This is a genomic window from Pseudomonas sp. CDFA 610 (genome assembly GCF_021147865.1).
Lineage (GTDB): Bacteria > Pseudomonadota > Gammaproteobacteria > Pseudomonadales > Pseudomonadaceae > Aquipseudomonas > Aquipseudomonas alliivorans.
The window spans coordinates 698,204-724,960 of record NZ_JAGTPM010000001.1 but is presented as its reverse complement, the minus strand read 5'-3'; the positions used below and the strand labels follow the sequence as shown (position 1 = coordinate 724,960).

Annotated in this window: 22 protein-coding genes and 1 pseudogene; 8 read left to right on the top strand and 15 right to left on the bottom strand. The window is 58.2% G+C overall.

The window, feature by feature from the left end:
* From KDX39_RS03140 to KDX39_RS03120, 5 genes and pseudogenes are all read left to right on the top strand, one after another.
* Positions 1 to 205, top strand: a 205-nt coding sequence (locus KDX39_RS03140; protein WP_231659340.1) for a transposase, incomplete at its 5' end; no start/stop codon positions are given.
* Between the two features lie 209 nt (positions 206 to 414).
* Positions 415 to 1,620: an ABC-three component system protein gene (locus KDX39_RS03135; protein WP_231659339.1), complete on the top strand. Its 1,206-nt coding sequence runs from the start codon at positions 415 to 417 to the stop codon at positions 1,618 to 1,620.
* Entirely contained in the window at positions 1,617 to 2,123 is a 507-nt protein-coding gene (locus KDX39_RS03130) for a three component ABC system middle component (protein ID WP_231659338.1), read from the top strand. The genes KDX39_RS03135 and KDX39_RS03130 overlap by 4 nt, the downstream gene beginning before the upstream one ends.
* Positions 2,107 to 4,095, top strand: a complete 1,989-nt coding sequence (locus tag KDX39_RS03125) for a DUF3732 domain-containing protein (protein WP_231659337.1) — start codon at positions 2,107 to 2,109, stop codon at positions 4,093 to 4,095. The genes KDX39_RS03130 and KDX39_RS03125 overlap by 17 nt, the downstream gene beginning before the upstream one ends.
* Before the next feature lie 207 nt (positions 4,096 to 4,302).
* Positions 4,303 to 4,586 (top strand): annotated as a pseudogene (locus KDX39_RS03120) (transposase); the annotation flags it as partial.
* 319 nt (positions 4,587 to 4,905) lie between these two features.
* On the opposite strand, the gene KDX39_RS03115 reads toward KDX39_RS03120, so the two are convergent.
* A complete protein-coding gene (locus KDX39_RS03115; protein WP_231659336.1) occupies positions 4,906 to 5,865 on the bottom strand; it encodes an aromatic alcohol reductase in 960 nt (319 codons plus the stop codon).
* A gap of 46 nt (positions 5,866 to 5,911) precedes the next feature.
* On the opposite strand from KDX39_RS03115, the gene KDX39_RS03110 reads away from it, so the two are divergent.
* A complete protein-coding gene (locus tag KDX39_RS03110) occupies positions 5,912 to 6,355 on the top strand; it encodes a winged helix-turn-helix transcriptional regulator (protein ID WP_231659335.1) in 444 nt (147 codons plus the stop codon).
* 58 nt (positions 6,356 to 6,413) lie between these two features.
* Here KDX39_RS03110 and KDX39_RS03105 read toward each other — a convergent pair whose 3' ends face one another.
* Positions 6,414 to 7,343: a LysR family transcriptional regulator gene (locus KDX39_RS03105; protein WP_231659334.1), complete on the bottom strand. Its 930-nt coding sequence runs from the start codon at positions 7,341 to 7,343 to the stop codon at positions 6,414 to 6,416.
* Positions 7,344 to 7,427: 84 nt separating this feature from the next.
* On the opposite strand from KDX39_RS03105, the gene KDX39_RS03100 reads away from it, so the two are divergent.
* A complete protein-coding gene (locus KDX39_RS03100; RefSeq protein WP_231659333.1) occupies positions 7,428 to 8,225 on the top strand; it encodes an NAD(P)H-dependent oxidoreductase in 798 nt (265 codons plus the stop codon).
* Positions 8,226 to 8,303: 78 nt separating this feature from the next.
* A complete protein-coding gene (locus KDX39_RS03095; RefSeq protein ID WP_231659332.1) occupies positions 8,304 to 9,599 on the top strand; it encodes an OprD family porin in 1,296 nt (431 codons plus the stop codon).
* An 82-nt stretch (positions 9,600 to 9,681) separates the two neighbouring features.
* Here the strand turns inward: KDX39_RS03095 and KDX39_RS03090 are convergent, their stop codons facing one another.
* From KDX39_RS03090 to KDX39_RS03025, 13 genes are all read right to left on the bottom strand, one after another.
* Positions 9,682 to 11,007, bottom strand: a complete 1,326-nt coding sequence (locus KDX39_RS03090) for an NAD(P)/FAD-dependent oxidoreductase (RefSeq protein WP_231659331.1) — start codon at positions 11,005 to 11,007, stop codon at positions 9,682 to 9,684.
* Between the two features lie 186 nt (positions 11,008 to 11,193).
* Positions 11,194 to 13,479, bottom strand: a complete 2,286-nt coding sequence (locus tag KDX39_RS03085) for a TonB-dependent receptor (protein WP_231659330.1) — start codon at positions 13,477 to 13,479, stop codon at positions 11,194 to 11,196.
* A gap of 70 nt (positions 13,480 to 13,549) precedes the next feature.
* Positions 13,550 to 13,954, bottom strand: a complete 405-nt coding sequence (locus KDX39_RS03080) for an ExbD/TolR family protein (RefSeq protein ID WP_231659329.1) — start codon at positions 13,952 to 13,954, stop codon at positions 13,550 to 13,552.
* 1 nt (position 13,955) lies between these two features.
* Positions 13,956 to 14,642 carry a MotA/TolQ/ExbB proton channel family protein gene (locus tag KDX39_RS03075; protein WP_184322720.1) on the bottom strand — a complete coding sequence of 229 codons (687 nt, stop codon included), beginning with the start codon at positions 14,640 to 14,642 and terminating at the stop codon, positions 13,956 to 13,958.
* A gap of 9 nt (positions 14,643 to 14,651) precedes the next feature.
* Positions 14,652 to 15,470, bottom strand: a complete 819-nt coding sequence (locus KDX39_RS03070; protein WP_231659328.1) for an energy transducer TonB — start codon at positions 15,468 to 15,470, stop codon at positions 14,652 to 14,654.
* A 370-nt stretch (positions 15,471 to 15,840) separates the two neighbouring features.
* Positions 15,841 to 16,938, bottom strand: a complete 1,098-nt coding sequence (locus tag KDX39_RS03065) for a hypothetical protein (RefSeq protein ID WP_231659327.1) — start codon at positions 16,936 to 16,938, stop codon at positions 15,841 to 15,843.
* Between the two features lie 605 nt (positions 16,939 to 17,543).
* Positions 17,544 to 18,971 carry an aldehyde dehydrogenase family protein gene (locus tag KDX39_RS03060; RefSeq protein WP_231659326.1) on the bottom strand — a complete coding sequence of 476 codons (1,428 nt, stop codon included), beginning with the start codon at positions 18,969 to 18,971 and terminating at the stop codon, positions 17,544 to 17,546.
* A 57-nt stretch (positions 18,972 to 19,028) separates the two neighbouring features.
* Positions 19,029 to 20,630, bottom strand: coding sequence for a 5-guanidino-2-oxopentanoate decarboxylase (locus tag KDX39_RS03055; RefSeq protein WP_231659325.1), 1,602 nt, complete (start codon positions 20,628 to 20,630; stop codon positions 19,029 to 19,031).
* Complete coding sequence (locus tag KDX39_RS26335; RefSeq protein ID WP_269439788.1) at positions 20,627 to 22,144, bottom strand: amino acid ABC transporter permease/ATP-binding protein; 1,518 nt, start codon at positions 22,142 to 22,144, stop codon at positions 20,627 to 20,629. Before KDX39_RS26335 ends, KDX39_RS03055 begins: the two co-directional genes overlap by 4 nt.
* 265 nt (positions 22,145 to 22,409) lie before the next feature.
* Positions 22,410 to 23,204, bottom strand: a complete 795-nt coding sequence (locus KDX39_RS03040) for a transporter substrate-binding domain-containing protein (RefSeq protein WP_099230729.1) — start codon at positions 23,202 to 23,204, stop codon at positions 22,410 to 22,412.
* A gap of 32 nt (positions 23,205 to 23,236) precedes the next feature.
* Complete coding sequence (locus KDX39_RS03035; RefSeq protein WP_231659324.1) at positions 23,237 to 24,274, bottom strand: isopenicillin N synthase family dioxygenase; 1,038 nt, start codon at positions 24,272 to 24,274, stop codon at positions 23,237 to 23,239.
* Positions 24,271 to 25,131, bottom strand: a complete 861-nt coding sequence (locus KDX39_RS03030) for a sugar phosphate isomerase/epimerase family protein (RefSeq protein WP_231659323.1) — start codon at positions 25,129 to 25,131, stop codon at positions 24,271 to 24,273. Before KDX39_RS03030 ends, KDX39_RS03035 begins: the two co-directional genes overlap by 4 nt.
* Positions 25,132 to 25,173: 42 nt before the next feature.
* The gene (locus KDX39_RS03025) at positions 25,174 to 26,688 is read right to left on the bottom strand and encodes a purine-cytosine permease family protein (RefSeq protein ID WP_231659358.1); all 1,515 of its coding nucleotides are present in this window, start codon (positions 26,686 to 26,688) and stop codon (positions 25,174 to 25,176) included.
* Positions 26,689 to 26,757 lie beyond the last annotated feature (69 nt).

Sequence of the window (26,757 nt, the reverse complement as noted above, 5' to 3'; positions counted from 1 at the left end):
GCGCAAACCTAAACCGGGATTACCGAGACTTTTTGATCGCCCCAAGTACCGGCAGCGCAATATCATCGAGCGCATGTTCGGCTGGTTGAAGGAGAACCGTCGCATCGTTACGCGCTTCGACAAACTCGCAAAAAGTTATGCGGCAATGGTCTCACTGGCTTGTGCCATACGGTGTTTGAGACAGTACTTTTCGTACAGAGCCTAGCAACCAAAACCGAAAAGACGCCTCACAGTCCCCAGCCATTGTTACCCCTTCTCGCCTCCCCTACAAAATCCAATGCCATCAGCCGCGCCTCGAAAATTATGGCCAAATGACATCTTCGCCGGTACATTTCTCTTCCCATTGCGCCATGGATTAAGGATTGGGGGGGCGTAGCCCCGCCGTTATAAGGGTATGGACAGAGAGATGGAAGGATGAAAGATCCAGACGCTAGCCCCAGCGCGGCGGGGTACGGATACCAATACGAACGCGCGTTGTTCCGTATTTTCACCGCACCCAGCCCGCAGACCAGGTTTGGCATTGAAACAGCTGATGATGTGGAAGAAATCAGCCAAACAGCAGCAGGGTCTCGGCGCGTCTCCGAACAAGCGAAGCTCTCCGTCCAACCGGGCAAAAATCCCCTGCAGGACAGCAGTAAGAACCTGTGGAAGACACTCCGTATCTGGTTGAACGGGTTAGCGGCTGCTCGGAAGGAGCATGAGGAGTTGCAATTCCTCCTCGTCACCAATCGACTGGTGAAGAAGGGAACGCTCGCCATGCGGCTCTCTGATGCTTTCTCGAAGCAAGAAGTCGCAGACGCCGTCGTCGCACTGCGAACCCATGCCAGCGGCATGAAAGGCAAGCCTGGCGAGATCGCTCAGGATGTCCTCGCGTACTCGGACTCCGACTTGGCATTCTTAATTGAGCGCATGTATGTCGAGGATGGCCAGCTCAATGCTCAGATGAAGCAGCGCGTGATCGCATCTCTTCACCTTCCTGTAGATGCAGTGGCGAGCGCTGAGGACATCTATCATGGTCTGGCTGGCTTTTTGTTTGATAGTTGCCAGGAAAACTGGGTAGCCCGCAAGCCATTCTGGACAACCGCACAGCCTTACTACAACAAAAGACAAACGCTCGTTGAAGCGTTTATGCATGGCCCTTGGGAACCTCTGCCTTTCGAGAAAACCGAATTCGCTCAGTGGGCGGAGAAGATCGACCCCGCAGACATGCTCTTTGTGGAGCAACTCAACAAGATCAACATGCCAAAAGACCTGCTGATGCAGCAGTTCAGCTTCTTTTGCGCCGCTTATTCAGAACGCATTCGCCTCCTTGACTCAGGTCGAGTTCTGCTAAACGACTTCGATTCAGCGGAGCGTGTGTTAGGTGATCGGTGGGGTTCGATCAACAGTCGCCATCGACTGACAAACTCGAAGTCGATAGACCAATTCGACATCGCCGATTACAACGCTGTAATGGTGAGCACCTTGTTTCCAGACACCTTCCTCATGAAGGTCGGACGGGTGAACTCCAGTGCGCAATATCTGTTTAGCGGCACTTATCACCGAATGGCCAATGGCGATGGAACACATTCGCCCATCCATTGGCACCGCAATGCGTCGACCTCGGAGGACGAGTCATGAGTGATGCGTACCTGGATCGTCAATTGATCCATAACTCCTCGCTGGCATGCTTCCTACTGACGCATTTTATCGGCGAATACCAGGAAGCAGGGCTTGGGCAAACCCCAGATTTACCAAAGCTGATGCTAGTGCTCCCACTGGTGTGGAGCCAGAGCTCGCGCGAAGCGTTAAGCAAACGTACAAGCCGCTCAACACTTGGAGCAGTGCTGCGGGAAACCCCTGTTTTGAAAATTGATCTGCAGCGTAGGGTGTCCGCTCATGCGGGTACCACACTGCAAGGCCTCAACCTCGCCGTCTCCTCTCGTCTAATTGGAAAAGTCGGGTCGAGAGGAAGTGATGCGAGCTTTCAGGTCGTGGTCGATCGCTGGCCACGAGGCGTGAAAAATACCATCCCCGCTGCAATGCTCCAAACCACCGAGAGACTGGCGAAGTGGTTTGCCACCGACACTACAGAAAACCTGTACAAGCTTTTGTTTGGGATGCCCAATGAAATTCACGATTGACGCTGTCATCCTCTGGCCTCGCTATCCTGGCTTGGAGCCACGGATCATTCCCTTTGAAGAGGGGAAGATCAACATCATTTACGGACTGAGCGGCACCGGCAAGTCGTCAATTGTTCACATCATCGACTATGTACTGGGTGCGACGAAGTGCCAGATTCCTATCGGTATCATCCGCGACACGGTGGAATGGTTCGGGATGAAAATCCGTCTTCTCGGTACGACTTACATCGTAGCGAGGCGCACTCCTGGAAGCTCACACGGTTCGAACGATCTCTGCATGCTTGAGATCGATGAAGGCATCCCAGACTCCGTTTCCCGAACCCACTCTTTGGTTCAGTACAAAGCCGCCTTTGATAGCATGGTACGCGTCAGTGACCTCCCCCATTCCGACGAGGACGAACCAGCGAGTTTTGATCGCCGCAGTTCGTATCGGGATATGGCAGCGTTTAACTTCTTGCCACAGCACATTGTGGCAAACCCCAACACCCTATTCTTTAAAACTGACTCGTTTGCTCATAAAGAACGTCTAACGAGAGCGATGCCGTATGCGCTCGGCATGGTGGATGCAAACTACATTATGAATGAACGCCGTCGGGACGAGGCGCAGCGGGAGCAGGATCGGTTACGTAAGCAGGTGGCGATACATGAAGCGGCAAAGGCAAGCCACCACGCCGACGTAGACCAATTGTTTGATCGCTGTATTCAACTGGGCTTACTGGAACGCACAAGTGTCCAAGGCGTCCAGAAAGTCGAGTTACTCAAGAAGGTCGTTATCGCCACTCATGAGGGGCGGCTCGAGCAAACACTCCTGGAACCTCAACGCCTGCATATCTCTGAAAAGCTCAAGATGGCCATTGAGGAGGTCGGAAAGCAGCAATGTATCGTTGACGACTTTGACGCCCAGATCAATGGTTTCGACCATCTGGCGCGTAACAGCAAACAATTTGTCGCCGCCATAAACACTGAGAAATCTCATGTCATTGGTCTCGATTGGCTGAAGCAAAGCGTATCTGACGGTGGGCATTGCGTGGCTTGTGGCTCATTCACAAATGCGCTGCCCTTGGTGATTGAGAACTTAGAAGAGAGGGTAAATAAGGTTACTCGGATTTCGGACGCGCTCAAGGATAACCCCGTAGTAGACAGGCAACTGGCTACTCTAAAGCGTCAGCGTGCCAAGGAAGAGCGTGAACTATCCCGGCTCACGGGTGAGCAGACTCGTTTAATCCAGGAGGATGCGCGCACCCGCAATGCCATCGGCCAGATCTACTACGTCGCTGGCGAAATCAGTCGTCTTCTCAAGCAATTGGATGGCTCTGACGCAGACGACAGTCTGGTGAAGCGCGTAAACGAGCTTGAGAGCCTGATCCGCCATTACAATTTTCAGATGTCATTAACCGACATGGCTGAGCAGGAGCGAAAGGTTGACGCTCAATTGGCACCAATGTTCGAAGACTACGCTGACCAGTTCGCACTGAACGGAATACCTGGCGCTCAGATTTATCTCGATAGAAAAGAGCTCACGTTACGCTTCGAGTCGCACGGCCAGCGGGATTATCTGTGGGAAATCGGCAGCGGCGCCAACTGGATGGGATACCACATCGCGGCGTTTCTAGGCATTCATGAATACCTGTCGAAAGAGGAAAATCGCAAACTCCCACCATTCAATTTCATCGTGATCGACCAGCCGAGCCAAGTCTATTTCCCGAGCAACACCGGCGGCATGAATGCATTAGATGCAGGCTTCGATGCTGTCAATCAAGCCCGGCCGGCGGATGTCATAGCCACCCGCCGAATCTTTGAGGTATTGGCTGAGGGCTTGAAGCGGGCAGGTCATTTCATCCAGATTATCGTGCTGGAGCACGCTGGCCCGGACATCTGGGGGAATGTGCCTGACACCGTGCCCGTCGCGGCTTGGGAAAGCAAGGATGACGGGCTTATCCCTGCCCACTGGATTCATTCACACAATAATTAACGTAGGTATCTTGGCCCAGTTGTGCTGCGGGGGCGCAACTGGACGAAAACCTGCAACCTCTTACCTTCTGGCATATTGGCCACGACAGGTGCGCAGCCAGAGCAACAGCTACCAGTGAGCATGTGGACGCTTTCCAGCCTCCCCTTGAATCGCCCTGGGTTTCGTAGACACCTCCATGCCTTAAACTGAGGCCAATCAGGAGGTGCCATGAGCAACCCACGTTATCCCGAAGAATTCAAAATCCAAGCGGTCAATCAAGTGACCGAAAAGAAGCTGCCTGTCGCTGATGTGGCGGCGCGTCTTGGCGTGTCGTCGCATAGCCTCTATGCCTGGATAAAGCGCTACAGCAAACCTTAGGCAGAACGGCAGCAAGACGATGATCAGCACGCTGAACTGCGTCGTCTGCGAGCGGAACTCAAGCGGGTCACTGAAGAGCGAGACATCTTAAAAAAGGCCGCCGCGTACTTTGCCAAGGAGTTGTGTTCGATTACATCGAGATGTTCTACAACCCAAAACGCCGCCATGGTTTCAACAATCAGCTGTCACTGGTAGAGTTTGAAAAACGTTACGCAATGAGCTTGCAAGGTGTCTAGAGAATCCGGGGCGATTCAGGGTGTTATCAAGATCGAATAAAACGGCTTTAGGACGCACTGATTCTGCACTACGACTCACGTGGCAATTCCCTCTGTCGCAAGCGTCTGCGAATACCTTGCGCTCAATGATCAGCGCCTGTTCAAATTTATTTCGTACATCCTGTGCAGTTGAGCCGGTCGGCATGTTTCAAACCATAGAAGTCTGATGCCTGACAAGCTATTCAACGTTCATATGCCCTTCTCTACCACGACTAAGATTTAATTGCGCCCACCGCTCTGCACTGGTCATAGGCAACCCATGCACCGCATTGAATGTCCCCGCTACATCCCACGCCACCCCCCGCCCCATGGCAAACACCGCCCGGTACTTTTGCAGATTATTATCAGGCTCTTCTGCAAGATCAGCCATCAACTGCCGCACGCTAAGCTCGCGGCGCTCGACTTTTCGTCCAATGACTCGTTCAACCAAGTCAGCCAGAGCGCCGTAGCTGAGTGTATCGCCGGCGGTGTATACGACCTGGTTTATAAGGCGCGGGCTGTGCAGCACGATGGCGGCGGTAAGCGTGCCTATGTCTTCGGGGGTCGTCACCGTGACCGTGGTTTCCAGACTGCCCAGCGCATTGACCTTTCCGGCTGCAAGGTCAACGACTCCGAACGCTGGATCGAACAGGAAGCTGGTGAACATGCCGGTGGAAATAATTACCCATTCAGTCCGGGACTGAGCACGCAGCAGGTCGCGAACATCCAATTGCTCATCAAATAGGTCTTGAGGGCTGCCGCGGCCAATGACGTGGTAGTCCACGCCGAACTGCCAGGGAATATAGCGTTTCACTCCCGACATGAGTGCGGCCTCGGTGAGCTTGCGCTGAGTGCCCCGGCCCGCTGCAAATCCTACGCAACTGATCACCGTGTCGAAACGTTCGAGCACCACAGCAAGTTCTTCCACGGAGGCATCGGAGATGTCGGCTGTCCCAATGGCAACTCCCAAGGCCTTGATGGTGTCGAGTTCCTGTTGTTTTACCTTGCTCGAACTCTGCACCGTGGCCTGACGCAGCAGCACGCTGATGCTCATCGATTCGGTTGAACGGGCAGCCAGTCCTTGCAATACGGCAAGCCCCAGTTCGCCGGCCCCTAATACCAAAATGCGTTGTTTGACGTTTGAAATAACAGCCTGCATGGTAAGCCTCTTTTGTCGTACTTAACGTGAGGCCAGAGATCTTGTCATGGACTTTGATGCGCAAAAAGTAGGTACATCCGTGATACCGAGTGGTCTTGATGCTCAGGAAATCGTGCGGCTTTCGCAGAACGCGTGTCGCGCGCTTTCCGATGACGAGGACGGTCTCAAGCGCGATATCCTGGGGCATTCCGGTAACCGATGGTCACTCGGTGTGGTGCATGCACTGGGTGTCACCAGCCCGTTGCGCCACACGGAGTTACGTCGCCGATTGCATGGCGTCACCCAACGCATGCTCACTCACACGCTGCGCCAGCTGGAGCGCGACGGGCTTATCACTCGTCACGACTTTGGCGAGAAGCCTTTGCGTGTCGAGTACGCGTTGACCGATCTGGGAATGGGGTTGCTGGTGCAGATGATTCCACTATGGACGTGGGTGATCGCGCAATCTGAGGGGTTCAACGAGGCGCGCAAACGTTATGACAACCAGTGACAGCTGGTAATGCCCTGCATCCAGAGATGAAGCTAAGTCAGGCGAATTTCCGAGTCCCCTACCCCTCTTGGCCAACCTCCGATTTGGCGGCTGTCTGTGTCGAGGCGATGAGGTCGCGTAGCCACATATGAGCGGGATCCCGGTGCAGTCGCTCGGGCCATAACATGAGCATTTCAAACCCTGGAATGGCGAGCGGAGGCTCTTGAACGACAAGCGCGGGCTCATCTCGCACCAGCCTTTCTGGCACCACCGCAACCAGGTCACTGTGGGCCAATGCGGACACAAGCGAGTTGAAATTGGGCACGGACAAGACGACTCGTCGCTCCAGACGTTTAGCGGCCAGCGCCTGATCAGTGCTCCCGGCGAACCCGGCGCCATTGGGTGACATCACGGCATGTTCCAGGCCGCAGAACGCTTTAAGCGACAGCCTGGTTACCAAGGCCGGATGATCGCGCCGCCCTGCCAGCACATAGCGTTCGTGGAACAAAGACCGCTGACGCAGTTTTGGCGGCGCTTCATCTCGGGTATGCAGCGCCAGATCAAGCTGGCCACTTTCAAGATCGTTGGCAAGGCTGACCGGATGTTTGTTCAACAGCGCCAAGCGGGTATTAGGTGCCAGACGCCTGAGTGACGACAGCGATGGCCAGATCAACGCAGTTGTTGCGTAATCGCTGGCAGCAACCCTCCACGTCTGACTGGACAGTGCGGGCTCAAACGTCGCACCGGGGCTCAGTGCGCCCTCCAACGCTGTAAGCGCTTCGCGTAGCGGCCCGCGCAATTCACGGGCGCGCTCGGTAGGTGACATGCCTCGGGGACCTGGCAGCAACAACGGATCGTCCAGAATTTCACGCAGCCGACCCAGTTGCAGGCTGACGGTCGGCTGGGCGAGATTGAGCAAGCGTGCCGCCCGTGTGACGTTTTGCTCGGATAACAGCGCGTCCAGTGTGACCAGTAAGTTGAGATCCAGACGGCGCAAGGTATTGTGCATGTAAATACCACATGTTTCGGAAATTCATTTCTATCATACCGGGTTCGTCGCTACCGTGAGGCATACATCCACTCGGAGCCCTTCATGAAACTACTGCTGATCTACGCCCACCCGGAACCTCGCTCACTCAATGGCTCGCTCAGGGATTTCGCAATCGCTCACCTGAAAACCGCTGGCCACGAAGTCAAGGTCTCGGATCTATACGAGATGCGTTGGAAAGCGTCCATTGATAAGGACGACGCCCCAGGGTACGACCACGGAAAGCCTTTCAACCCCGCAGCCGAATCGCAGCGTGTATTCGCCGCTGGCACACAGCCGACAGACATCGAAGAAGAACAGGCCAAACTGCTATGGGCGGACGCCGTCATCTTTCAATTTCCCCTGTGGTGGTTCTCGATGCCTGCGATCCTCAAGGGCTGGGTAGAACGCGTCTATGCCTACGGATTTGCCTACGGTGTGGGCGAGCACAGCGAAAGCCATTGGGGCGATCGCTACGGCGAGGGCAGCATGGCAGGAAAGCGGGCGATGTTGGTCGTCAGCATGGGCGGGTGGGAGTCCCATTACAGCGGTCGAGGGGTGAACGGTGCACTGGATGATCTGCTATTCCCTATCCAGCACGGGGTGCTCTTCTATCCTGGGTTTACCGTATTGCCACCTTTCCCGATCTATAAAACCGGCAAAATGGACGCCGATCGTTTCGAGCAGTTATGCACGGCCTACGCCGCTCGACTGGATAGCCTGTTCGATGATGAGCCTCTGCCATTTCGCCGCCAGAATGCCGGTGACTATGAAATTCCCGCATTGACGCTCAAGCCGCATCTTGCACCCGGACGTCACGACCTTGGAATCCATACCTGTGAAGGCAGTACGCCTGAAGGTTAGAGGTCAGCACATCCACTCAATCCACAATCACCGTTTTCGGGGACCATCCACGCATTCCCGCTATTCTGGTCCCCGAAAATGCAGTTCTCCAAACACCCTCACGTCGCACTCGTCCTGCTTTTCCTGGCGATAGCCGAATCCGCTTCCGCCACCGGCTTTCTCGACGATGCGACCACCTCCCTGCTCGCCCGTCATTACTTCCTGAGCAACGACTACCGCTCACCCTCTCCCTCCGGGAAGAACTACAAACAGGAATGGGCTCAGGGGTTCATTGGTACGTTCAGCTCAGGTTTCACCGACGGCGCGATGGGCGTCGGTCTGAATGCGCATGCTTTTTACGGGCTGAAACTGGACGGCGGCAGGGGGCATTCGGGCACGGGATTACTGCCGGTGGACAGTGACGGCCGTAGCGAGCGGGACTACTCCAGCGCAGGTGGCGCATTCAAGCTCAAGGCCTCCCGAACCACCCTCGCCTTCGGCGAAATGACGGTAGAGACGCCGGTATTCGACATGTCGGACAAACGTCTGCAGCCTGAATACGCCACCGGGTTTCTCCTCAACAGTCGCGAGATCGACAATGTGATCCTGGTGGCCGGCCATTTCACGGCGTTCAAGAATCAGGACAGCTCATCAGGCAAGGACGATTTCCAGGGCTATGGTGCCAGCACCGATGCTGGCGGGATCCGTTTTGTCGGGGCTGATCTGTTCAGCGACGGCCCGCTGGGTGGCGCGCTGTATGCCTCTGACTTCAGTGAAACCTGGCATCAGTACTACGCCAATCTGCACTGGAAACAGTCTGGCGTACTGCTCGACGTCAACGTCTACCACACCCGCGATACGGGGCAGGCGCTGGCCGGAGAGATTGATAACACGGCGTTCAGCCTTTCGGGCAAGTACACCTCTGGTGCCCATGCAGTGATGCTCGGCTGGCAACGGATCGACGGCGATACGCCTTTCGATTTCGTCGGTGGCGACTCGATCTATCTGGCCAACTCAATCAAGTACGCCGACTTCAACGGCGCCAACGAGCGCTCATGGCAAGCGCGTTATGATCTGGATTTCGGTGCGTTCGGCATTCCGGGGCTGAGTTTCATGACCCGTTATGTGTCCGGCAGCCACATCGACGGTACGCATGCGCCCAAGGGCGGCGCCTACAACCCGTTCGACGCGGACAGCGGTGATTACCAGCCTCAGCAAGGTGATGGCGGCCGTCACTGGGAACGTGATGTTGACCTGCACTACGTCGTCCAGTCCGGTGCGGCCAAGGACCTTTCAGTGCAACTGTCCCAGGTCTCGCACCGGGCCAACAGCGCCCAGGCGGGTGATGACATTGACCGGATCTATGTGGTGGTCCAGTACCCGTTGGGGTTCTGAACCAAGGTCATCACGCAGAGGATAGCGCCTCAACCCTTGATGCGATGCTCCGTGAATTCATAGTCTTGGACGCGTTCGGGCCTCAAAAATCCGCCACCTTCCCCCACGCCGATCCTTTGAACCGATCCGGATGATAAGGCTTGGGATCAACAATCGGGTCAGCCCCACTGACGATGTCAGCAATCAAATGCCCTGCTCCCGGGCCGATGCCGAATCCATGACCACTGAACCCGGCCGCCAGCACCAGGCCCGGAAGGCTGGCCATTTCCCCGATGCCGGGAACGCCGTCCGGTGTGCTGTCCACATACCCGGCCCACGCGGCTTTTATCGATGAGTCTCGCAGCGCCGGGACCAGCTCCTGCGCGCGTTTGTAGGTCAGTGCGACTGCCGAGGCATCGGCTGTGGGGTCAAGGATTCGCATCTTTTCCATGGGTGTCGGCTGATCGAGGCTCCAGCGTTTCCAGCTTTCATGGCCTGAGCGGATGCCTTCCAGTCCTCCCGGTGCGAGGTTGCGCCATCGGCGCATGAACATCGGCAGGAATTGTGCGCCGAAGCCGAGGAGTTGAGGTGTCGGGTCGACGCGCCCTCTTCCGCTGATTGCCAGCGTGTAGCTGCCATCGAAGCGGCGTGTCATCGAGACACCGGAGGTGTGCAATGCGCCGGGTATTTCATCGCTTGGCGCGGACACCGAGAGCACGGTTTGGCGAATGGTCGCCTGAGGAAAGCGAATGCCGTACTGGCGACAGAACGACGACGCCCACGCACCTGCCGCGAGCACAGCGATCGGAGAGCGGATGACGCCTTTTTCGGTCACGACGGCAGATAACCGACCTGCCTGGGTCTCGATGCCGCGTACAGCGCAGCCTTGATGCACGGTGCTGCCGAGGGCCATGATGGCGCGTGCCACTGCCGGTGCTGCGCGGGAAGGATCTGCTGTGCCGTCGGAGGGCGCGAAAACCCCACCTTTCCACTGTTTGCCCGTCGCTTTGCCGTATTCAGCGGCTTGCTGCGCGGTGAGCATACGGGTGTCGACGTTGACCGTACGAGCAAACTCGCCCCAGCGCGCCCAGCCGGCGATTTCCTGTTCGTTGTTGCTCAGGTACAGCAGGCCGCAGCGCGAGAAACCGGTCTGCTCGCCAGTCTCTGCGCCGAATTGCTCCCACAACTCCAGAGCCTTGGTAGCCATCGGCAGCTCACGCGCATCGCGGTTCTGCTGACGGCACCAGCCCCAGTTACGACTTGATTGTTCTGCGCCGATGCGACCTTTTTCGATCAACGCGACTTTCATGCCGCGCCTGGCCAGGTAATAGGCGGTAAACGCGCCGATGATGCCGCCGCCGATCACGACCACGTCGGCCTGTGTCGGCAATTCGGGGGAAGATTCTATGGCGGTTAAAGGTGCGGGCATGGTCAGAGGGTCCGTTCAAGGCTTCAGTGCGCGGTCATGTTACCGAGGTATTACACCACCACAGCGCGATGCATAGATGCTTGAAAGTAACGGACCTCTGGCATGAATTACCGTTTAACCGGGTTGCCTCGGCAGACTTTGCCGATGAGGCCCTGTCCATTACGGCCTGTCGTGGCAGGGGGGCGGTTACAGACGAACCGCCATGGTGACGAACGCGCTGCGTGGGTTGCCCACCTGGAGGATCTGCAGGTCGCCCGTCGGATCGCTCGCGGCACTGGCGTCGGTATTCAGGGTGGAGATGTAGCGTTTGTCGAACAGGTTCACCACGTTCAGCGAAACCGTCGTGTCCTTGACGGCACCCAGTTTGCCAAAGTCATAGCCCAGAGTCGTGTTGGCCAGCCAGTAGCCGGCGACGCTCGAATCGTTGGTGTAGGTGTAGTAACGCTTGCTCATGTAACTGCCTTGCAGGCCAGCGTTCCATTGCTGCCAGTGCCAGTCCAGGCTGCTGGAATACATCAGCTTGGGCGTATCGACGACGGTTTTGCCTTTGACATGCACCTGGCTGGTGCCGCTCTGGTAATCGTCGTCGTACGTGCTTCGGTTATAGGACGCCGAGTTGGACCAGCGCCAGTTTTCATTGGGGGTCAGGGCAAAAGTCAATTCAAGGCCCCGACTGGTGACCGAGCCAACGTTGGCCACGCTGTTCTGACAGATCACGATGCCGGTGCAATTGGCGATCGCAACCAGGCGATTGTCGAATTTCGTGTTGTAGACCGCAGCCGAGGTCGAGTACAGCGGATTGCTGCGGCGCACACCGACTTCAACGGTCTTGGAAGTTTCGGGCTTGAGGTTCTTGAAACCGCCCGCTGCGTCGACGGCGACCTGCGTGGTGAAGAACGGGCTGTAGCCACTGCTGGGGAACGCGGCGACGTTCTCGGAATACGAGGTGAAGACCTCGTCCTGATCATCGAGTTTGTACGTCGCGCCCAACTGCGGCAGGAAGCGGTCGCGGGCTTCCAGCGAGCCACTGGCGTAACCGCCGCCCTTGCCTTCAGCAGTCGAGGTGGTAACCGTGTTCTTCGCACCGAACTCCAGCTTCAGACGGTCATCCAGCAAGGTGTAGCTGTCGCGCAGGTAAAATTGCCGCGTCAGGTCGTTGTAATCCTGGGCAAGAACAGTCGCGACCTGCGGCAGCCCCTTGGTTTTCACAATGTTGTTCTGTGGCGCGGTCCCGGTCGGGTCGAACAGATAGCGACCGATATCGCTTTTGTTCGACTGAATCCAGAAACCGCCCTGAATCTCATGCTGGCCGAGGAAATACGTCAGCGACGTCTGAAAGCCCGACCGGTTGATGCCATAGACGGTGCTGCGAATGGAGTTAGTGGGCACGGTGGTCGTGCCGTTGGTGAAGACAAACGGGTAATAAGAGTTGCCGTGTCCCGAGTCGTGGTGGTGATAAACAGCGGCGTCCAGCAGCACATCGTCGCTGAGCGAGAAATTGCCGCTCAGGATGTCCAGTTCATCGCCACGCAGGCTGCTGCCGTTGTAGGTCGCATCCCCCGCACGGGTAACGCCACCGGTAAAGATGCCGTTGGCCGCATTCACGGCGCGCGTCCAGTCGGGCGTGTAATAGCTCCAGTTGTAACCCAGCCGCCGGATTATGCTGCTCGACAGAGACGGCAGGCTAGCCTCGTTGTGGGTAGAAGTACTGTGATAGAAGCTCAGGTGATTACTGCCGAAATCGTAGGTGACCTTGGCGTTTACAGCATCCGATTCCTGCGGGTTGTCGTGACCTTTCCAGGCATCGGCGTCATACGTTTCTCCGGAAATGTAAGCCGCCAGACCGTTGTATTCGCCGGTGTCGAATCGCGCAAACGTCCGTCTGGTCTTGTAGTCGCCCAAGGTCTGCGACAGCCGTGCGCCAGGCTCCTTGTCGGGGTTGGAACTGGTGAAGGCAACCGTGCCGCCCAGATTACTGTTCGAGGCAGTACCCAGTGCGCCAATCCCGGCCGCCACTTCACTGCTGGCGATGTTTTCCGCAATGATCGCCCGGGTAATGCTCAGGCCATTGAAGTTGGCAAAGCTCATGTTGCCCAGCGTGACACCATCCAGCGTGTAGCCCAGATGGTGCATGTCGAAGCCGCGCAAACTGATGCGCTGGCTGCTTTCCTCTCGCCCCAACGGGTCGCCGGACTGAAAGCTGACCCCTGTCAGACGCTGCAGGACTTTCATCGGGTTGGTGGCGGCCGAGTACGCCTTGATGTCCTTGTCACTCACTCGCTGCACCTGGCGCGTTTCGCCCTGACCGATCACGGAAACCGTGCCCAGTGTGGTGTCAGTGGCTCCGGAGACCGGTTCTTCGGTCGCGGCGTCCTGCGCATAAGCCGCCAGACTCAACGCGTGCAAACCCATCAATAGCACCAGGCGTCGGAGGTGGAACCGTGACGCGTGCGTGGTCGATAACGTGATCATGAAAGGATTTCCAGGACGTAATGAGTCGACAGGTTCTGGCCAGCGTCAAGGCTGGTCGGGATTATCGGATTCAAGGGCTTTCGGTAATCACGGCCAGCCGTGTGATGCCGGATCGCTGCACGTCCGCCAGTACACGAGCGACTCGTCCGTAGTCGGTTGCCGTATCGGCGCGCAGGGTCAGCGCGACCTCCGGGTCTCGCGTATGCAGGTTCTGCAGGGCATCCGGCAGCTGTTCCTCGACCAGAGGCTCGCCATCGACAAACAGACTGCCTGTGGCGTCGATACTGATCGCGACAGGCTTGGCGTCATCCAGCGGCGCAGTGAACACGGTTTGCGGCAGGTTCAGAGGGATGGCGTTGGTCAACAAGGGGGCGGTAACGATGAACACCACCAGCAGTACCAGCATGACGTCGACCATCGGTGTGATGTTGATATCGCTGATTGCGTCGTCGTCATTGCTTGATGAAAAGGCCATGTCATGCAACCCCGCTGAGGTTGCGCACGCCGTCACGCTCACCTTTCAATCGGAAGGCATGGCGCTGGGCGCGATTGAGCAGGTCAACTGCAAACGCATCCAGATCGGCAACCATGAGCTTCACGCGACGGCCCAGGAAGTTGTAGGCCAGCACAGCAGGCACAGCCACGGCGATACCGACACCCGTGGCGATCAGCGCCTCGCCGATAGGCCCTGCCACTATCGCAATACTGGCTGATTTGGCGGTGCTGATAGCTTGCAGCGCGTGGATGATGCCGAACACGGTGCCGAACAGGCCAATGAATGGCGCAGTGCTACCGATGGACGCGAGCACGATCATGCCGCTTTCGAGGCTGCGTCGTTCGCCGTGAATCTGCTGATGCAGGCTGCGCTCGAGCAGTTCCTGTCGGCTCCAGCTATCGGTTGGCTCGTGACCGTCCTGACCGTTGGAGAGAGCTTTGGTGGTCACCTGCGCGAGACGCGCCAACTGACTTTTTTCCGGACCGCTGCGCAATGCCGCGTCAAAATCCTGCGCTGCCCAGAACGCCTGGGTGTAGCGCTTGTTCTGGCTTTTCGCCCTTCCCTGCTGCCAGGCCTTGAGCAACAGCACGGCCCAGGTTGCCAGTGAAAACAGCAACAGAATGCCCATGGAGCTTTGCTGTATCAGTGTTGAATAGTCGATTGTCATAGTGAAGCCTCAAGGCGCGAGAGTGAAGGCAAGCGGAACGTTGACCCAGCCATCGACCGGTGTGTCGCCACGCTTGGCAGGAGTGAATGACCATTGCCGCACCGCCGCTTTTGCCGCGTCGTCGAGTGCCGGGAAACCGCTGCTCTGAGCCACTTCAATCTGATCCGGAAGGCCGCTGGCCAATACATGCACGCGCAACAGGGTCGTGCCCTGCTGATGGCGTTTCGCAGCGGCGGGCGGATAAACCGGCGGCGGGTTGTTCAGGTAACCCGCGCGGCCAATGGGCGCAGTGGTTCGCGGCTCCGGGCTGGGCGCTGGAGCAGGTGGTGCCGGCTTTGCAACGGCCTGAGGCGCGGGAGGTGTCGGTGGCGCGGTCTGTTTTTCGGCCACTTGCGGCTTTGCCTGTGGCTTGGCAGGCACCGGACGTGCCGCTGGTTTTGGCGTCTGGGCCGCAGGTTTGGGCGGCTCTGCCGGGGCAGGCGGCGGAGGCGGCGCAACAGGCGGTGGTGCAACAGGCTGAGTCGGTTCAGCGGGCGCCGAAGGCACGGGGGGTTTGGGGGCAGAGACCATTTGCATGGCAATCGGCATGGGCTGCGTAATAGGCGGCAATGGCTTCGCAGGCATAGTGTGCAGCAAGAGAAAACCACCCACATGCGCGCTCAGCGCGATGACACAGACCAGCGCAATGTGAAGCTTGCTGATCGGTGGGACCGCTACTTCCGGCAAGGGTGCAGCGGGCTTGTCGAATAGATGTGCTGCACGGCTCGGTATCGAAGTGTGTTCGCGGAACTGTTGCGGCGGACGTCGGGATGAAAGTAACGCAGGCATAACATCACCAGTTCAGGGCGGAATACCCAAGAGCGGGCCGCTTTTTAAAAGTTGGGCGATGCTACTATGGGCTTTATGTAGTTAATGTGACGAGGCAGAAACTTGCGCTTAAGTTTCATCCTGGATAGGTGGTGGCTTTTTAGTGCCATCTTTATATGCTCACTATCATGTATCGCCAAGCGCAAAAGAGGAGTTTCTGTGTGATGTTTTTATTCTGGTTTTATGACCTGTCTATTTTTATTTAAGCGATCTTGTAATGTTGATCATGTTGAAACACCGGAATCAACCTGAAGCGCCCTCCTTCGCTTTGAGCATTGATGATGCCCTTGACTTTGAATTCCAATCGAGTAAACGGGCATCTTGAAATACATCAGTCGGGCAGTGCCGGTGGCAGGTTCTTCCCTGCCATCGCTTCCACATAAACGGAGGGTGGTGCGGGAGGTGGTTGAGTGGGAGACGTTAAAGCGCCGGTATCCGGGTCATAGGAAAAGACCTCTTGGACAGTGTCGATATTCACTTTGAGCCGCCCTCGCTGCAGATCATCGTAAACCTTGAGGACGCGTCGGAATCCATCGGAGCAGGTAATGCTGGCCCCACTCGCGAAGCCTGACCCCTCTGGTTCGAGAGGCACGATCATGCACATTGCGCCATCGGGCCGACTGATCTGCAGCCAGCCCTGCGGCGTGATTCGATGGGTGTAGACCGGCTGACCATCCGGGCCGAGGGTGGTGAAAGCAGCGCCGCGCTCGAAGCGCCGTTCAGGGGCATCGCTGCCTTTCACACCCACGATGTTGTGCGTCAGAAGACCGTCGGGGCCGATGTAGTAATGCGCGATTTGCGTTCCGATGTTGGCGGGCCAGCGTAGATGCATGTGCACGTGTGGCGGCGCATCTTCATGACCGTGCGGCGCGTTGGTGTCGAACCCCATGATCTGGATCTGACCGAGCCCGTGATGCTGCGCGTAACGGCCAAGGTCCAGATCCCGGACCACCTCTCGCTGCGCGAACTGCAATACGTTGGCCGCAGCACGCTGAAGGGATGGAAACTCGCCCTGTGCGTAAGCTCCGGCTCGTCGTGCCGGATCGGCATGCTCAAGGCGCAATACCATGCCGGGCTCGACGATATGGGTCGAGACCTGTGCGGCCGTGATTGCATCAGCCGCAAGCGGTGCAAGCGCAACGATCAAGTGCTTTCCGTCAAGCCGGAACGCAATGTCGCCAGCCTCCAGAATGACACGGGAGATGTTCGCGACCGCCCCGGCAAACGCCAGTTCCAGCGTGCGTGATCGAGGCACTTTCAGTGCAATGAGGGTCTCGCGAGCGTTGTCGGCATTCCACAAGTCATCGGCAACCGGCTCGCACGCGACGCAACTGGCCGGAACGAACTGAACACCGGGGCCGTCTGCACGCTTTACGAATTTCAGCACTACGATAACGGTGGAATCCTTGACAGGTAAGAACGCCGCCATTGCCATGCCTGAACTCAGCATTGCACTTGTCGCGAGGGCCATTGTCCAGGATGCCGTCATGAATCGGACTTCCGCAAAGGTCCGGAAGTCGATACGCGACGTGCGCTCATGAATAATGAATGTCTATGTGGGTCAGTGGATGATTGCATCGCAGTTACACACTCGTTCGACAGAATTGCAGCGACTGAATTATTGGTGGGAAAGTTATAGGTGCGTCGATATCGACAACGTATCCGTCCTGAACAGACTCAAAAAATCCGTATCAACACCCTCTTGCTTATTAAGTAGATTGAGGGCGCGTCAGTAGACTCTATTTGTCGAAGATATTTTATTACATCTGTACTTACGGTACGTCGTCGACATGACAGATTGAGGACGTCGTTGCCCTGCCTGTATTGTTTTTGCGCCGGGCGTAGAGAAGGCGATCATCATTCAATGGCGGCTGTCAAACCCATTCAAATTCGTTGTCGGATCCAATAGGTTAGTGCTCTACGGGTTGAAGCACTGTGCTCTCTTCAAGATCTTTTTGCCCAACGTTTGATGTGACACGCCTTGCAGGCTGAGAACACCTGTCTGTTTGACAGGGTTCTCTTGAAACAAAGGACTCATTTATGCCGCGTCACATGCTTGACCGACTGATACGCCGCGAGTCCCCAAGGCCCGAGTTCACGCCCGATGCCGCTGCCCTTGGGGCCGCCCCAAGACGTTTCGACGAACACGGCCTGGATCGAATTGATCCAGACGTGGCCGACCTCCAGCGCGTCGGCTACCCGCTCGGCACGTTCGATGTCTGCGCTGGCCACCGTGGCGACCAGACCGTAACGGCTGTCGTTGGCAAGGGCGATGGCCTGGTCTTCAGTGCTGAAACGCCGGGTGCAGAGCACCGGGCCGAAAATCTCTTCAGTCCACAATCGGCTGCTATCCGGAACATCGGTGTACAGCGTAGGGCTGACGAACCAGCCCTGCCCTTGCCGGCCTGCTTTCCCGCCTGCCAGACAGCTCAGCCCTTCTTCTTCAGCGATCGCAAAGTATTCATGGACCTTTCGCCATTGCGCCTGACTGGTCAGCGGGCCCATGTCCACTTCGCTGCTCACAGGATTGCCAACACGCATGTTCTGAAAAGCCGTCTGCAGGCGCGGAATCAGCGCTTCGGCGATGCCATCCTGAATAAGCAAACGCGAAGTGGCCGAACACATCTGCCCGGCGTTCCAGCAAATACCGGCAACGATCCACTCCACGGCCTGATCCGGGTCGCAGTCGTCGAACACGATAAACGCCGATTTGCCGCCCAGTTCCAGTGTCACTGGCCGACAGTATGCCGCCGAGCTGCGCATCACCTGAACGCCCACAGCGTTGCTGCCGGTGAAAGAAAGCTTGTCCAGACCCTTGTGTTCGCTTAACCCCGCACCCGTCTCGGTCTTGCCGTTGATGATGTTCAGTACACCCTTCGGCAAACCCACCTGTTCAGCGATCTGTGCGTACGCCAGCTCGGCCAGTGGGGTTGTCTCCGAGGGCTTGAGGATCACAGTGCAGCCTGCCGCCAGGGCCGGGGCCAGTTTCCATGCACTGGTCACCAGCGGAAAATTCCACGGCACGATCAGACCAACGACGCCCACGGCTTCAAGACGTGTGCGTGAAGTGAAACCGGATACTTGCAACTGCACATCGCGATGGGAGGTCTGGGTCTCAACCAGATTGGCGTAGTAAGTGAAGGTTGCCACCGCGTCGTCCAGATCCACCTCGGCTTCATGGCGAGGTTTGCCGTTGTTACGCATCTGCAGTTCGATCAGCGTTTCGCGGCGCTGACACAGCTGCTCGGCAAAGCCGCGCAGCACAGTGGCCCGATGAGTGACGGTCGTTGCCTTCCAGGCGGGTAGCGCAGCACGCGCGGCTGTCACGGCCTGATCAACCTGCGCAGGGCTCGCCGAAACCAGCTCTGCGAAGGGCTCGCCAAGGGAAGGATCGTAAACCGTGAGGACATCGTTGCCCTCGCCTGCCTGCCATTGACCGTTGATGTAATGCGAAGTGTTCATCGAGCGCTGCTCCTCGAAAATGGGCGGAGGCCCTTGCAAAGGCCGATCTTTCGGCGTTTACGGGGCAAATGGCGGAGCTTCGTTGACTTCAATGATCAACGGCCGGTCGCCTGGCGCTTCGCGCAGCAGCGTTTGCAGGTGCGCATGATCACGGGCGCGTTCGGCCATACAGCCAAAGCCTCGGGCGATGGTCAGAAAATCCGGTGTATAGATGTCTACGCCCAGCGGTGTGATGTCGCGGCGCTCCATGTAGCGCTTGATTTCGCCGTAGCCCTGGTTATTCCACAACAGCACGACAATCGCGACTCGCGCTTCCACGGCGCTGGCCAGCTCCGGCAGCGTGAACTGGATACCCCCGTCTCCCATCAGGCTGATCACAGGTACCGTCGGATCAGCCAGCTTCGCGCCGATGGCGGCTGGAAGGCCATAACCCAGCGTGCCGTAGCCGGTCGATGCGTTGAACCAGCGCCGTGGGCTGTCGAGATCGACCAGATGATTGCCGCTGTAGACGGTCTGGGTCGAATCACCGACAAAGCGTGCGTCAGGCAGCACCTCAAGGATGCATTCGAACAATCGCTGGTAATGCGCCCAACCGCTGAAATCTTCGGACAGCTGTCTTCGAGCCTCGGCGGCCTGTTGCGAGCCGGGGCTGTCGGGACGGGCAACACGAGGCGGCAAGAGGTCCAGCAACGCGTTCATGGCCTGCTGCGCATCACTGACAATCGAAAGGCCTGGTGCATGGTTGCGGGTCAGTTGCGCAGGATCGATATCAATACGAATCAGCTCGCCGCCAATCCGGAAGTTATCGTCGAACACGACGTCGTAATCGGTCTCGCCCAGCTCTGTGCCAATCGCCAGCACCACATCGGCGTTCAGCGACAAGTGTCGAACCGGAATCAGTGACTGGTTGCTGCCGACCAACAACGGATGATCGCTGGGCAGCAGCCCCTTGGCATTGATGGTCAGCGCTGTCGGGGCATCAAGACGTGAGGCCAGCTCGCTTGCCTCGGTCACGGCATCCACGCAGCCACCGCCCAGCAGCAGGAGTGGCCGTTTGGCCTGACGAAGACGTGCAGCGGCTTCTTGAATCGCGGCAGGGTCGGGCGCTGGACGGGCGATCACTTTACGTGGGCGCACCGGTAAGTGATCGGCAACTGCAGTGATGATGTCCAGCGGCAATTCGATGTGCACCGGTCGCGGTCGCTGGCTGTCGAACACGGCAAACGCCCTGTCCAGAACGTCAGGCAGTTCATCAACTTCCATCAGGGTATGGCTGAACGCACTGACACCCGCGACCATGGCGCGCTGATCCGGCAGTTCGTGCAAGTAGCCGTTACCCAGGCCCAAACGCGAGCGCTCGTTGACACTGGAGATCACCAGCATCGGAATCGAGTCGGCGTACGCCTGGCCCATCGCGGTCAGGATGTTGGTCATGCCCGGGCCGGTGATGATGAAACACACGCCGGGTTTTCCGCTGACCCGCGCATACCCATCGGCCATGAAGCCGGCGCCCTGCTCATGACGCGGGGTAATGTGACGGATGCTGCTGGAAGGCAGACCACGATACAGTTCGACGGTGTGCACGCCGGGAATACCGAACACGGTGTCAACGCCCCAGGCTTGCAGTTGTGTGATGAGAAACGCTCCACACGTGGTCATGCCATAGCCTCCTGATCCAGGCCGATAAAACGGCGCACCCGCTCATGGCCTTCGCTGCGGATCTGCGCTGGCGAAGCGTCAGCCGCCACATGACCGTTTTCCATGAAGACGATGCGGTCGGAAATCGACAGCGCGAAATCCATCTCGTGAGTCACGATCAGCATGGTCATGCCCTCTTCGGCAAGGTCGCGAATGACATTGAGCACGTCGCCTACCAGTTCCGGATCGAGTGCAGACGTCGGTTCGTCGAACAGCATGATGTCGGGTTCCATGGCCAGTGCGCGAGCAATGGCAACCCGCTGTTGCTGGCCGCCCGACAATTGATGCGGGTACTTGTCGGCGTGGGCCAGCAAGCCCACCCGGTCCAGCAACGCATGGCCTTTGCGGCGCAGTTCACCGGTGCTGGCCAGTCCGTGGTAACGCGGGGCCAGAATCACGTTGTCGAGGATGGTGCGGTGCGGAAACAGGTTGAAGTTCTGAAACACCATGCCGATGCGCCGAATGCCCTGGCGGATCACCGGGGACTCCGGGTGCTTGCCGGCGGCAATAAAGTCGTTGCCAAACAGCACGATCTCGCCCTTGTCGATGCTCTCCAGATTGTTGACTGTACGAATCAGCGAGGTCTTGCCGGAGCCTGAAGGCCCGATGATCGAAATCACTTCGCCGGGGCGAACGGTCAAGTCGATGCCTTTGAGCACTTCGTGATTGCCATAGCGCTTGTGGATACCGCGCAACAGCAACGCATCCGGTTGTCCGGGTATTTTCTGGACAGCAGTTTTGCCCTTTGCGGCGGGTTGACGCAGCGCGGCGGCCTGACTGTCGTCCAGCGTCCGGGCGGTCTTGCGCGACAGATCGAGGTGCCGTTCGGCCCACTGCAACAGCCAGCCGAACACGGTGACGATCAGCACGTAATACACGGCAACCGCGGCGAGGGTTTCCAACACCAGAAAGTTTTGTGCATACAAGCGCTGGCCCACCAGCAGCAATTCATTCAGGGAAATGACCGATACCAACGAGGTGAGTTTGACGATAGTCACGTATTCGTTGGTCAGCGTCGGCAAGGCGATTCGGATGGCCTGCGGAATGATCACCAGCCGCTGCGCGCCAAGCCCGCGAATACCCAGCGCCTTGGCCGCTTCACGCTGGCCCTTGAGCACCGACAGCAGGCCGCCTCGATGGATTTCTGCCATGTACGCTGTTTCGGTCAGCACCAGCGCGATAAGCCCTGAATAGAACGGCTGCGACAACACGCTGCCGGTCGATGGAAAGAGCTGCGGCAGGTTGTAGACGAACACCAGCAACACCAATAACGGGATGCTGCGAAACAGCCACACATAAAAATGTGCGGGCAGGCGCAGCCAGGCGTGGCTGGACAGCTTGGCGCTTGCCAGCATGAAGCCCAGCGCAAGCCCGAGCGTCCATGCCAGCGTGCTCAGCTGAACCACCGTGAGGCAGGCTTTCCAGAAAGCGGAAAACGAAAACAGCGAGAAAAAGTAAGCCCAATCGAATGCCATGTTGACCTCGGTGCAGCGGGTGAAGGTGATGGCCGGTATTGCTGTGAAGGCAACCTGCTGGTGGCGCGAAGCAGCTTCTGACTGCTCACCTGACAACGCGCAACCCGTTAAAGAAGAAGAGTTCCTGCGGGAGGCAGCTTGCCGGCGATGGCGTCAATGCAGTCACTGCAAAGTGGTCTGAGAAATCGCATCGCCGGCAAGCCGCCTTCCACAGTGGAATATTGGCTGTGCGACCTGGTTGTTTCAGACACACAGCACCATCGCTTCACGCGGGCTCAAGGTTGTACTTCTTGAGCATCTCGCTGTATTCGCTGCTTTTCTTCCACGCATCCACTGCGCTGCGCATCTGCTCCGTCAGTTCGGTATTGCCTTTCTTCACGTAGATACCCAGCGTTTGTGGATACAACGCTTTCTGCGAGCTGATCAGAATGCGCCCACGGGCCTTGTCGATGATCATCTGGGCGGCCGCGGAGATTTCCAGGTGCGCCTGAATGTTGCCGGACATCAATGCCTGGGACGCCTCGGCAGTGGTCGGAAATTCGCTGATGGCGATCTCGCCCTTGTTCTGCCTGGCGCAGTAATCGGCAGACACGGCCTTGAGCTGATTGATCCAGTTGGTGCCCTGTTGCAGGCCGACTTTCATGCCGCACAGGTCTTCGGGCTGCTGGGGCTTTGCCGTGTTGTCGCTGCGCACCATGATGGCGGCACCGACTTGCGCGTAAGGGATCGCCTCGGCCTGCTTGGTGCGCTCGTCGGTGATGTACATGCCCGAAATGATGGTATCGAAGCGGTTGGCGTTCAGGCCCAGAATCAGGTTCGGAAAGCGAGTGTCGACAAACTCCACTTTCAGACCGCCCAACTGTTTTGCCAGTGCAGCGGAGACATCAGGGTCGAACCCGACGACTTTGTCGCCGTCGTAGGATTCGAACGGCGGGTAGGAAATCTCCATGCCGACCTTGAGCGTGCCGGGTGTTGCCGTGGGCGCTGCGTGAACGGCACCGGCAAACAGGGCCAGACCCAGAACCGAAGCGGCAAAGCGCGAAAGCGTGGTGTTTTGCATAGTAGTCATTCCAGATTGAGGGAAACGGCAGGTCACGAAGTCACGCTCTGGTTTTTCAGGTGCCCGAAGCTTGATGGCTTTCTGGCGCGTTCCGGCAAGGCAAGCTGCCCGCTGGCGACGCGCTGGCGAAGGTATTGATAGGTTTGCAAAGCCTGGGCCCACATGTGTTCGCCAATGGCGATTTCCTCGTAGCCCTCTGCGTCGCCAGCGAATTGCGGCAACGGCTTGATCAGGGTGTGGTAATCACAGGCGTAAAACAGCGGAAAGGAATAGCGCTCCTGCCTGACCTTGCGCACCCGGTGCGCGGTGGCCACGAAAGTGCCGCTGGTCATGACTTCGAGCATGTCGCCGATGTTGACCACAAAGGCATCGGGCAAGGGCGGCGCATCGATCCACTCGCCCTTTTCGTTCATGACTTCAAGCCCCGGCTGATCGGCCTTGAGAATGGTGAAGCACTCGTAGTCGGTGTGCGCGCCGATGCCCGGTGCGTCTTCGGCTGTGGCGTCGAACGGGTAATGAATCAGGCGCAGTTTGGACGGTGGGAAACAGGCCATCTCATCGAAATAGTGTTCGTCCAGGCCCAGTGCCAGAGCAAACCCGCGAAACAGCTGGTGTCCCAGGGCGAACACAGCCTGATAGTAGGCCTGCACGGCGGCTTGAAATCCGGGCAGTCTCGGCCAGTCATTCGGACCCAGCAACGGTGTACCTGCAACCACTAACGGATTGTCGGCGGGCACTTCGAAACCGATATCGAAGGCTTCTTTATGATCCGGCTTGCCCGTGCCGTACACCTCTTCACCTTCAGGCACGAAGCCCTTGTGTGTCTGCGAGGCACCGATGTAATGACGCATCTTGGCGTCGATCGACTGGTTGAAATACTGCTCGGCGGCGCGGTGCAGGTTGTCGATCAGCGCAGGCTCGATACCGTGCCCGGTGATGTACAGAAAGCCCACGTGGCGGGCGGCCTCGCCCAGCGTTTGGGCAACTGCCTGACGGTCCTCGAGGCGCTCGCTGAACAGCCCCTGGATATCGACCACGGGAATTTGCGTAAAAGCAGGACGTTCACTCATGACAGCGGCCTCGTGGATGAATTGACGACAGTGTTGAAGTGCTCGCGCTCGGTGCGACCCATCCAGGCATTGAGGCTCCATAGGTCGGCGATCGGCACGTCGGTAAACGGAAGGTGATGCAGGTAGCCGTCCGGGCCGAACTCCGGGGTCATGGTCGTGCCGGTGTAGCCTCGCGCCTGCTGGGATTTCCATATGTCGGCCCAGTGCTGCTGATGAAACGCCAGTGCGTCGGCATACTCGGGCGCTGCCGGGTGCGGTACTTGCGGGCCCTGGTCATAACCGACCCGCGCCTGAATGTGGTGCACACGCTCGACAAAGGCACGCAGATCGTCTGCCGGATCGTTCAACAGACGTTCGCACGTCACCACCCAATGGCTGATATCGCTGGTGAAACGAAGGTCCGGTACTTGCTCGATCAGTTGCAGGGTCAGCCAGGGATTGAACAGCGACCGCGCCCGGTGGGTTTCGAAGCTGCACACAAGGCCGCTGCGAGCGGCAATCTGCAGCGCCTCACCGAAAAAATCCACTTGCTGGGCCAAAGGCCAGCGGTCGTTACCGGCCAGCACGTTGACGAAGCGCGGTTCAAGCTCTGCGGCGAGCTGCAACTTGCGGGCGAAGTCGTCCAGATGCTCGGCGGGCGTGGCGGATTGCGCCGGCAGCACAGGTGTGGAGGTGAACAGAATCGCGATGTACGGCACTTGGTGGTCGCGCAGAAAAGCCGCGAACGCCCCACGCTCCGCGCTGTGTTCAGGGATGCGGGCTTCGAGTCCGTCGAAACCCGCAGCTCGCGCTTCATCCAGCGCCTGCTGCCAGGTCCCGCGATAACCCCACAACGTTCGAAAGAGTTCCAGTTTCATGGGCATGCCTCATCGTCTGCGCCTGCCGGGGCGCAGCACCGATCACGAGTGGACGGAAGCCGGTTGCACCCCATTGCTCATCGCCTTGCGGCCGAGCATCGGGTGGGCGCCGCTTGGGCCGTAAACCCCGGCAGGCTCGGGAAAAGTGCGCAGCAAGGTGAGGTACAAGAGCGTCGCAAGGCCTAGTGTGATTGGCAGGCTGACGTCGATGCCGCCAGCCAGTTCGCCCAGTGGTCCGACGAATTGCCCCGGCAAGTTGACGAAGCACAGACCTGTCGCCGCGCTGGGAATCCAGGCACCCAGCCCGCGCCAGTTCCAGCCATGGTGAAACCAGTAATGCCCGCCCCGCTGACCCCGGGTGAACACTTGCAGATCGTCTGCGTGGTAAAAGCCGCGACGGGTAATCAGGCCCAGAATCATGACCACCATCCATGGGCTGGTACAGGTGATGATCAGCACGGCGAAGGTCGACACGCTTTGCACCAGATTGAAGGTGAAACGGCCAATGAAGATGAAGGCAATGGCGGCAATGCCGATCAACAATGTGGCCCCGGCACGGCTGAGCAGGCGTGGGAAAATGCTCGACATGTCCAGACCGGTGCCGTACAGCGCGGTGGTGCCGGTGGACAATCCGCCGATCACGGCAATCAGGCATACCGGCAGGAAGAACCAGCCCGGCGAAATCGCCAGCAACCCGCCGACATAGTTATTGGCTTCGATGTATTGCGGTGCCTGGCTGGCTACCAGCGTTGCCGTACACAGGCCAAATAGAAAGGGAATCAAGGTGCCGGCCTGCGCTGCCAGCACTGCGAGCATGATCCGCGTCTTTGAAGTTTCACGCGGGATGTAGCGTGACCAGTCGCCCAGGAAAGCGCCGAACGACACCGGATTGCTCATCGCCAACAGCGCAGCCCCCACAAACGCCGCCCAGAACCCCGGCTGTTGAAGATTGACGCTGCCTGCGTAGCCCGCATCGAACGGTCCGGCGAACGCGAAGATGCCCAGCAGAAACAGCAGGCTCGACGCCCAGACCGCGATTTTGTTGACCCACAGCATGAAGCGGAAGCCGAAGATGCACACCACCAGCACCAATATGGCGAACAAGCCGTAGGCCAGCCCCAGACTGAGGTCATTTTCCGGCAGGCCGACCAGACGCTGTGCACCGCCGACCAGCGCGTCACCGGAACTCCACACCGACAGGGAAAAGAACGCCACGGCCGTCAGCAGCGACAGAAATGAGCCGATGATGCGTCCATGCACCCCGAAATGCGCCCCGGACGAGACCGCGTTGTTGGTGCCGTTGAGCGCACCGAACAGGCCCATGGGTGCGAGGATCAGCGCGCCGATCATCACGCCGAGCACAATCGACCAGAACCCGGCCTGAAACGACAACCCGAACAGCACCGGAAAGCTGCCCAGCACCGCCGTTGAAAAGGTATTGGCACCGCCGAAAATCAGGCGAAACAAATCCAGCGGGCGTGCGTGGCGCTGGCTGTCGGGGATCTGCTCGACGCCCCAGGTTTCGATTCGGGTTTTGTCGGGTTTTTCGGCACGCATCGAATGGCTCATGTATCGCTCCAGCACCTGTTACGGTTGTTGTAAGGCCAGCGCAGGCACGCTGACCCT

Excerpts from the sequence above, each read along its gene's own strand:
- KDX39_RS03065 (WP_231659327.1), bottom strand. The coding sequence starts at position 16,938 with ATGGCGGCGTTCTTACCTGTCAAGGATTCCACCGTTATCGTAGTGCTG.
- KDX39_RS03105 (WP_231659334.1), bottom strand. The coding sequence starts at position 7,343 with ATGCACAATACCTTGCGCCGTCTGGATCTCAACTTACTGGTCACACTG.
- KDX39_RS03030 (WP_231659323.1), bottom strand. The coding sequence starts at position 25,131 with ATGAAACTGGAACTCTTTCGAACGTTGTGGGGTTATCGCGGGACCTGG.
- KDX39_RS03060 (WP_231659326.1), bottom strand. The coding sequence starts at position 18,971 with ATGAACACTTCGCATTACATCAACGGTCAATGGCAGGCAGGCGAGGGC.
- KDX39_RS03040 (WP_099230729.1), bottom strand. The coding sequence starts at position 23,204 with ATGCAAAACACCACGCTTTCGCGCTTTGCCGCTTCGGTTCTGGGTCTG.
- KDX39_RS03135 (WP_231659339.1), top strand. The coding sequence starts at position 415 with ATGAAAGATCCAGACGCTAGCCCCAGCGCGGCGGGGTACGGATACCAA.
- KDX39_RS03075 (WP_184322720.1), bottom strand. The coding sequence starts at position 14,642 with ATGACAATCGACTATTCAACACTGATACAGCAAAGCTCCATGGGCATT.
- KDX39_RS26335 (WP_269439788.1), bottom strand. The coding sequence starts at position 22,144 with ATGGCATTCGATTGGGCTTACTTTTTCTCGCTGTTTTCGTTTTCCGCT.
- KDX39_RS03095 (WP_231659332.1), top strand. The coding sequence starts at position 8,304 with ATGCAGTTCTCCAAACACCCTCACGTCGCACTCGTCCTGCTTTTCCTG.
- KDX39_RS03085 (WP_231659330.1), bottom strand. The coding sequence starts at position 13,479 with ATGATCACGTTATCGACCACGCACGCGTCACGGTTCCACCTCCGACGC.
- KDX39_RS03100 (WP_231659333.1), top strand. The coding sequence starts at position 7,428 with ATGAAACTACTGCTGATCTACGCCCACCCGGAACCTCGCTCACTCAAT.
- KDX39_RS03070 (WP_231659328.1), bottom strand. The coding sequence starts at position 15,470 with ATGCCTGCGTTACTTTCATCCCGACGTCCGCCGCAACAGTTCCGCGAA.
- KDX39_RS03125 (WP_231659337.1), top strand. The coding sequence starts at position 2,107 with ATGAAATTCACGATTGACGCTGTCATCCTCTGGCCTCGCTATCCTGGC.
- KDX39_RS03130 (WP_231659338.1), top strand. The coding sequence starts at position 1,617 with ATGAGTGATGCGTACCTGGATCGTCAATTGATCCATAACTCCTCGCTG.
- KDX39_RS03080 (WP_231659329.1), bottom strand. The coding sequence starts at position 13,954 with ATGGCCTTTTCATCAAGCAATGACGACGACGCAATCAGCGATATCAAC.
- KDX39_RS03055 (WP_231659325.1), bottom strand. The coding sequence starts at position 20,630 with ATGACCACGTGTGGAGCGTTTCTCATCACACAACTGCAAGCCTGGGGC.
- KDX39_RS03025 (WP_231659358.1), bottom strand. The coding sequence starts at position 26,688 with ATGCGTGCCGAAAAACCCGACAAAACCCGAATCGAAACCTGGGGCGTC.
- KDX39_RS03090 (WP_231659331.1), bottom strand. The coding sequence starts at position 11,007 with ATGCCCGCACCTTTAACCGCCATAGAATCTTCCCCCGAATTGCCGACA.
- KDX39_RS03110 (WP_231659335.1), top strand. The coding sequence starts at position 5,912 with ATGGACTTTGATGCGCAAAAAGTAGGTACATCCGTGATACCGAGTGGT.
- KDX39_RS03115 (WP_231659336.1), bottom strand. The coding sequence starts at position 5,865 with ATGCAGGCTGTTATTTCAAACGTCAAACAACGCATTTTGGTATTAGGG.
- KDX39_RS03035 (WP_231659324.1), bottom strand. The coding sequence starts at position 24,274 with ATGAGTGAACGTCCTGCTTTTACGCAAATTCCCGTGGTCGATATCCAG.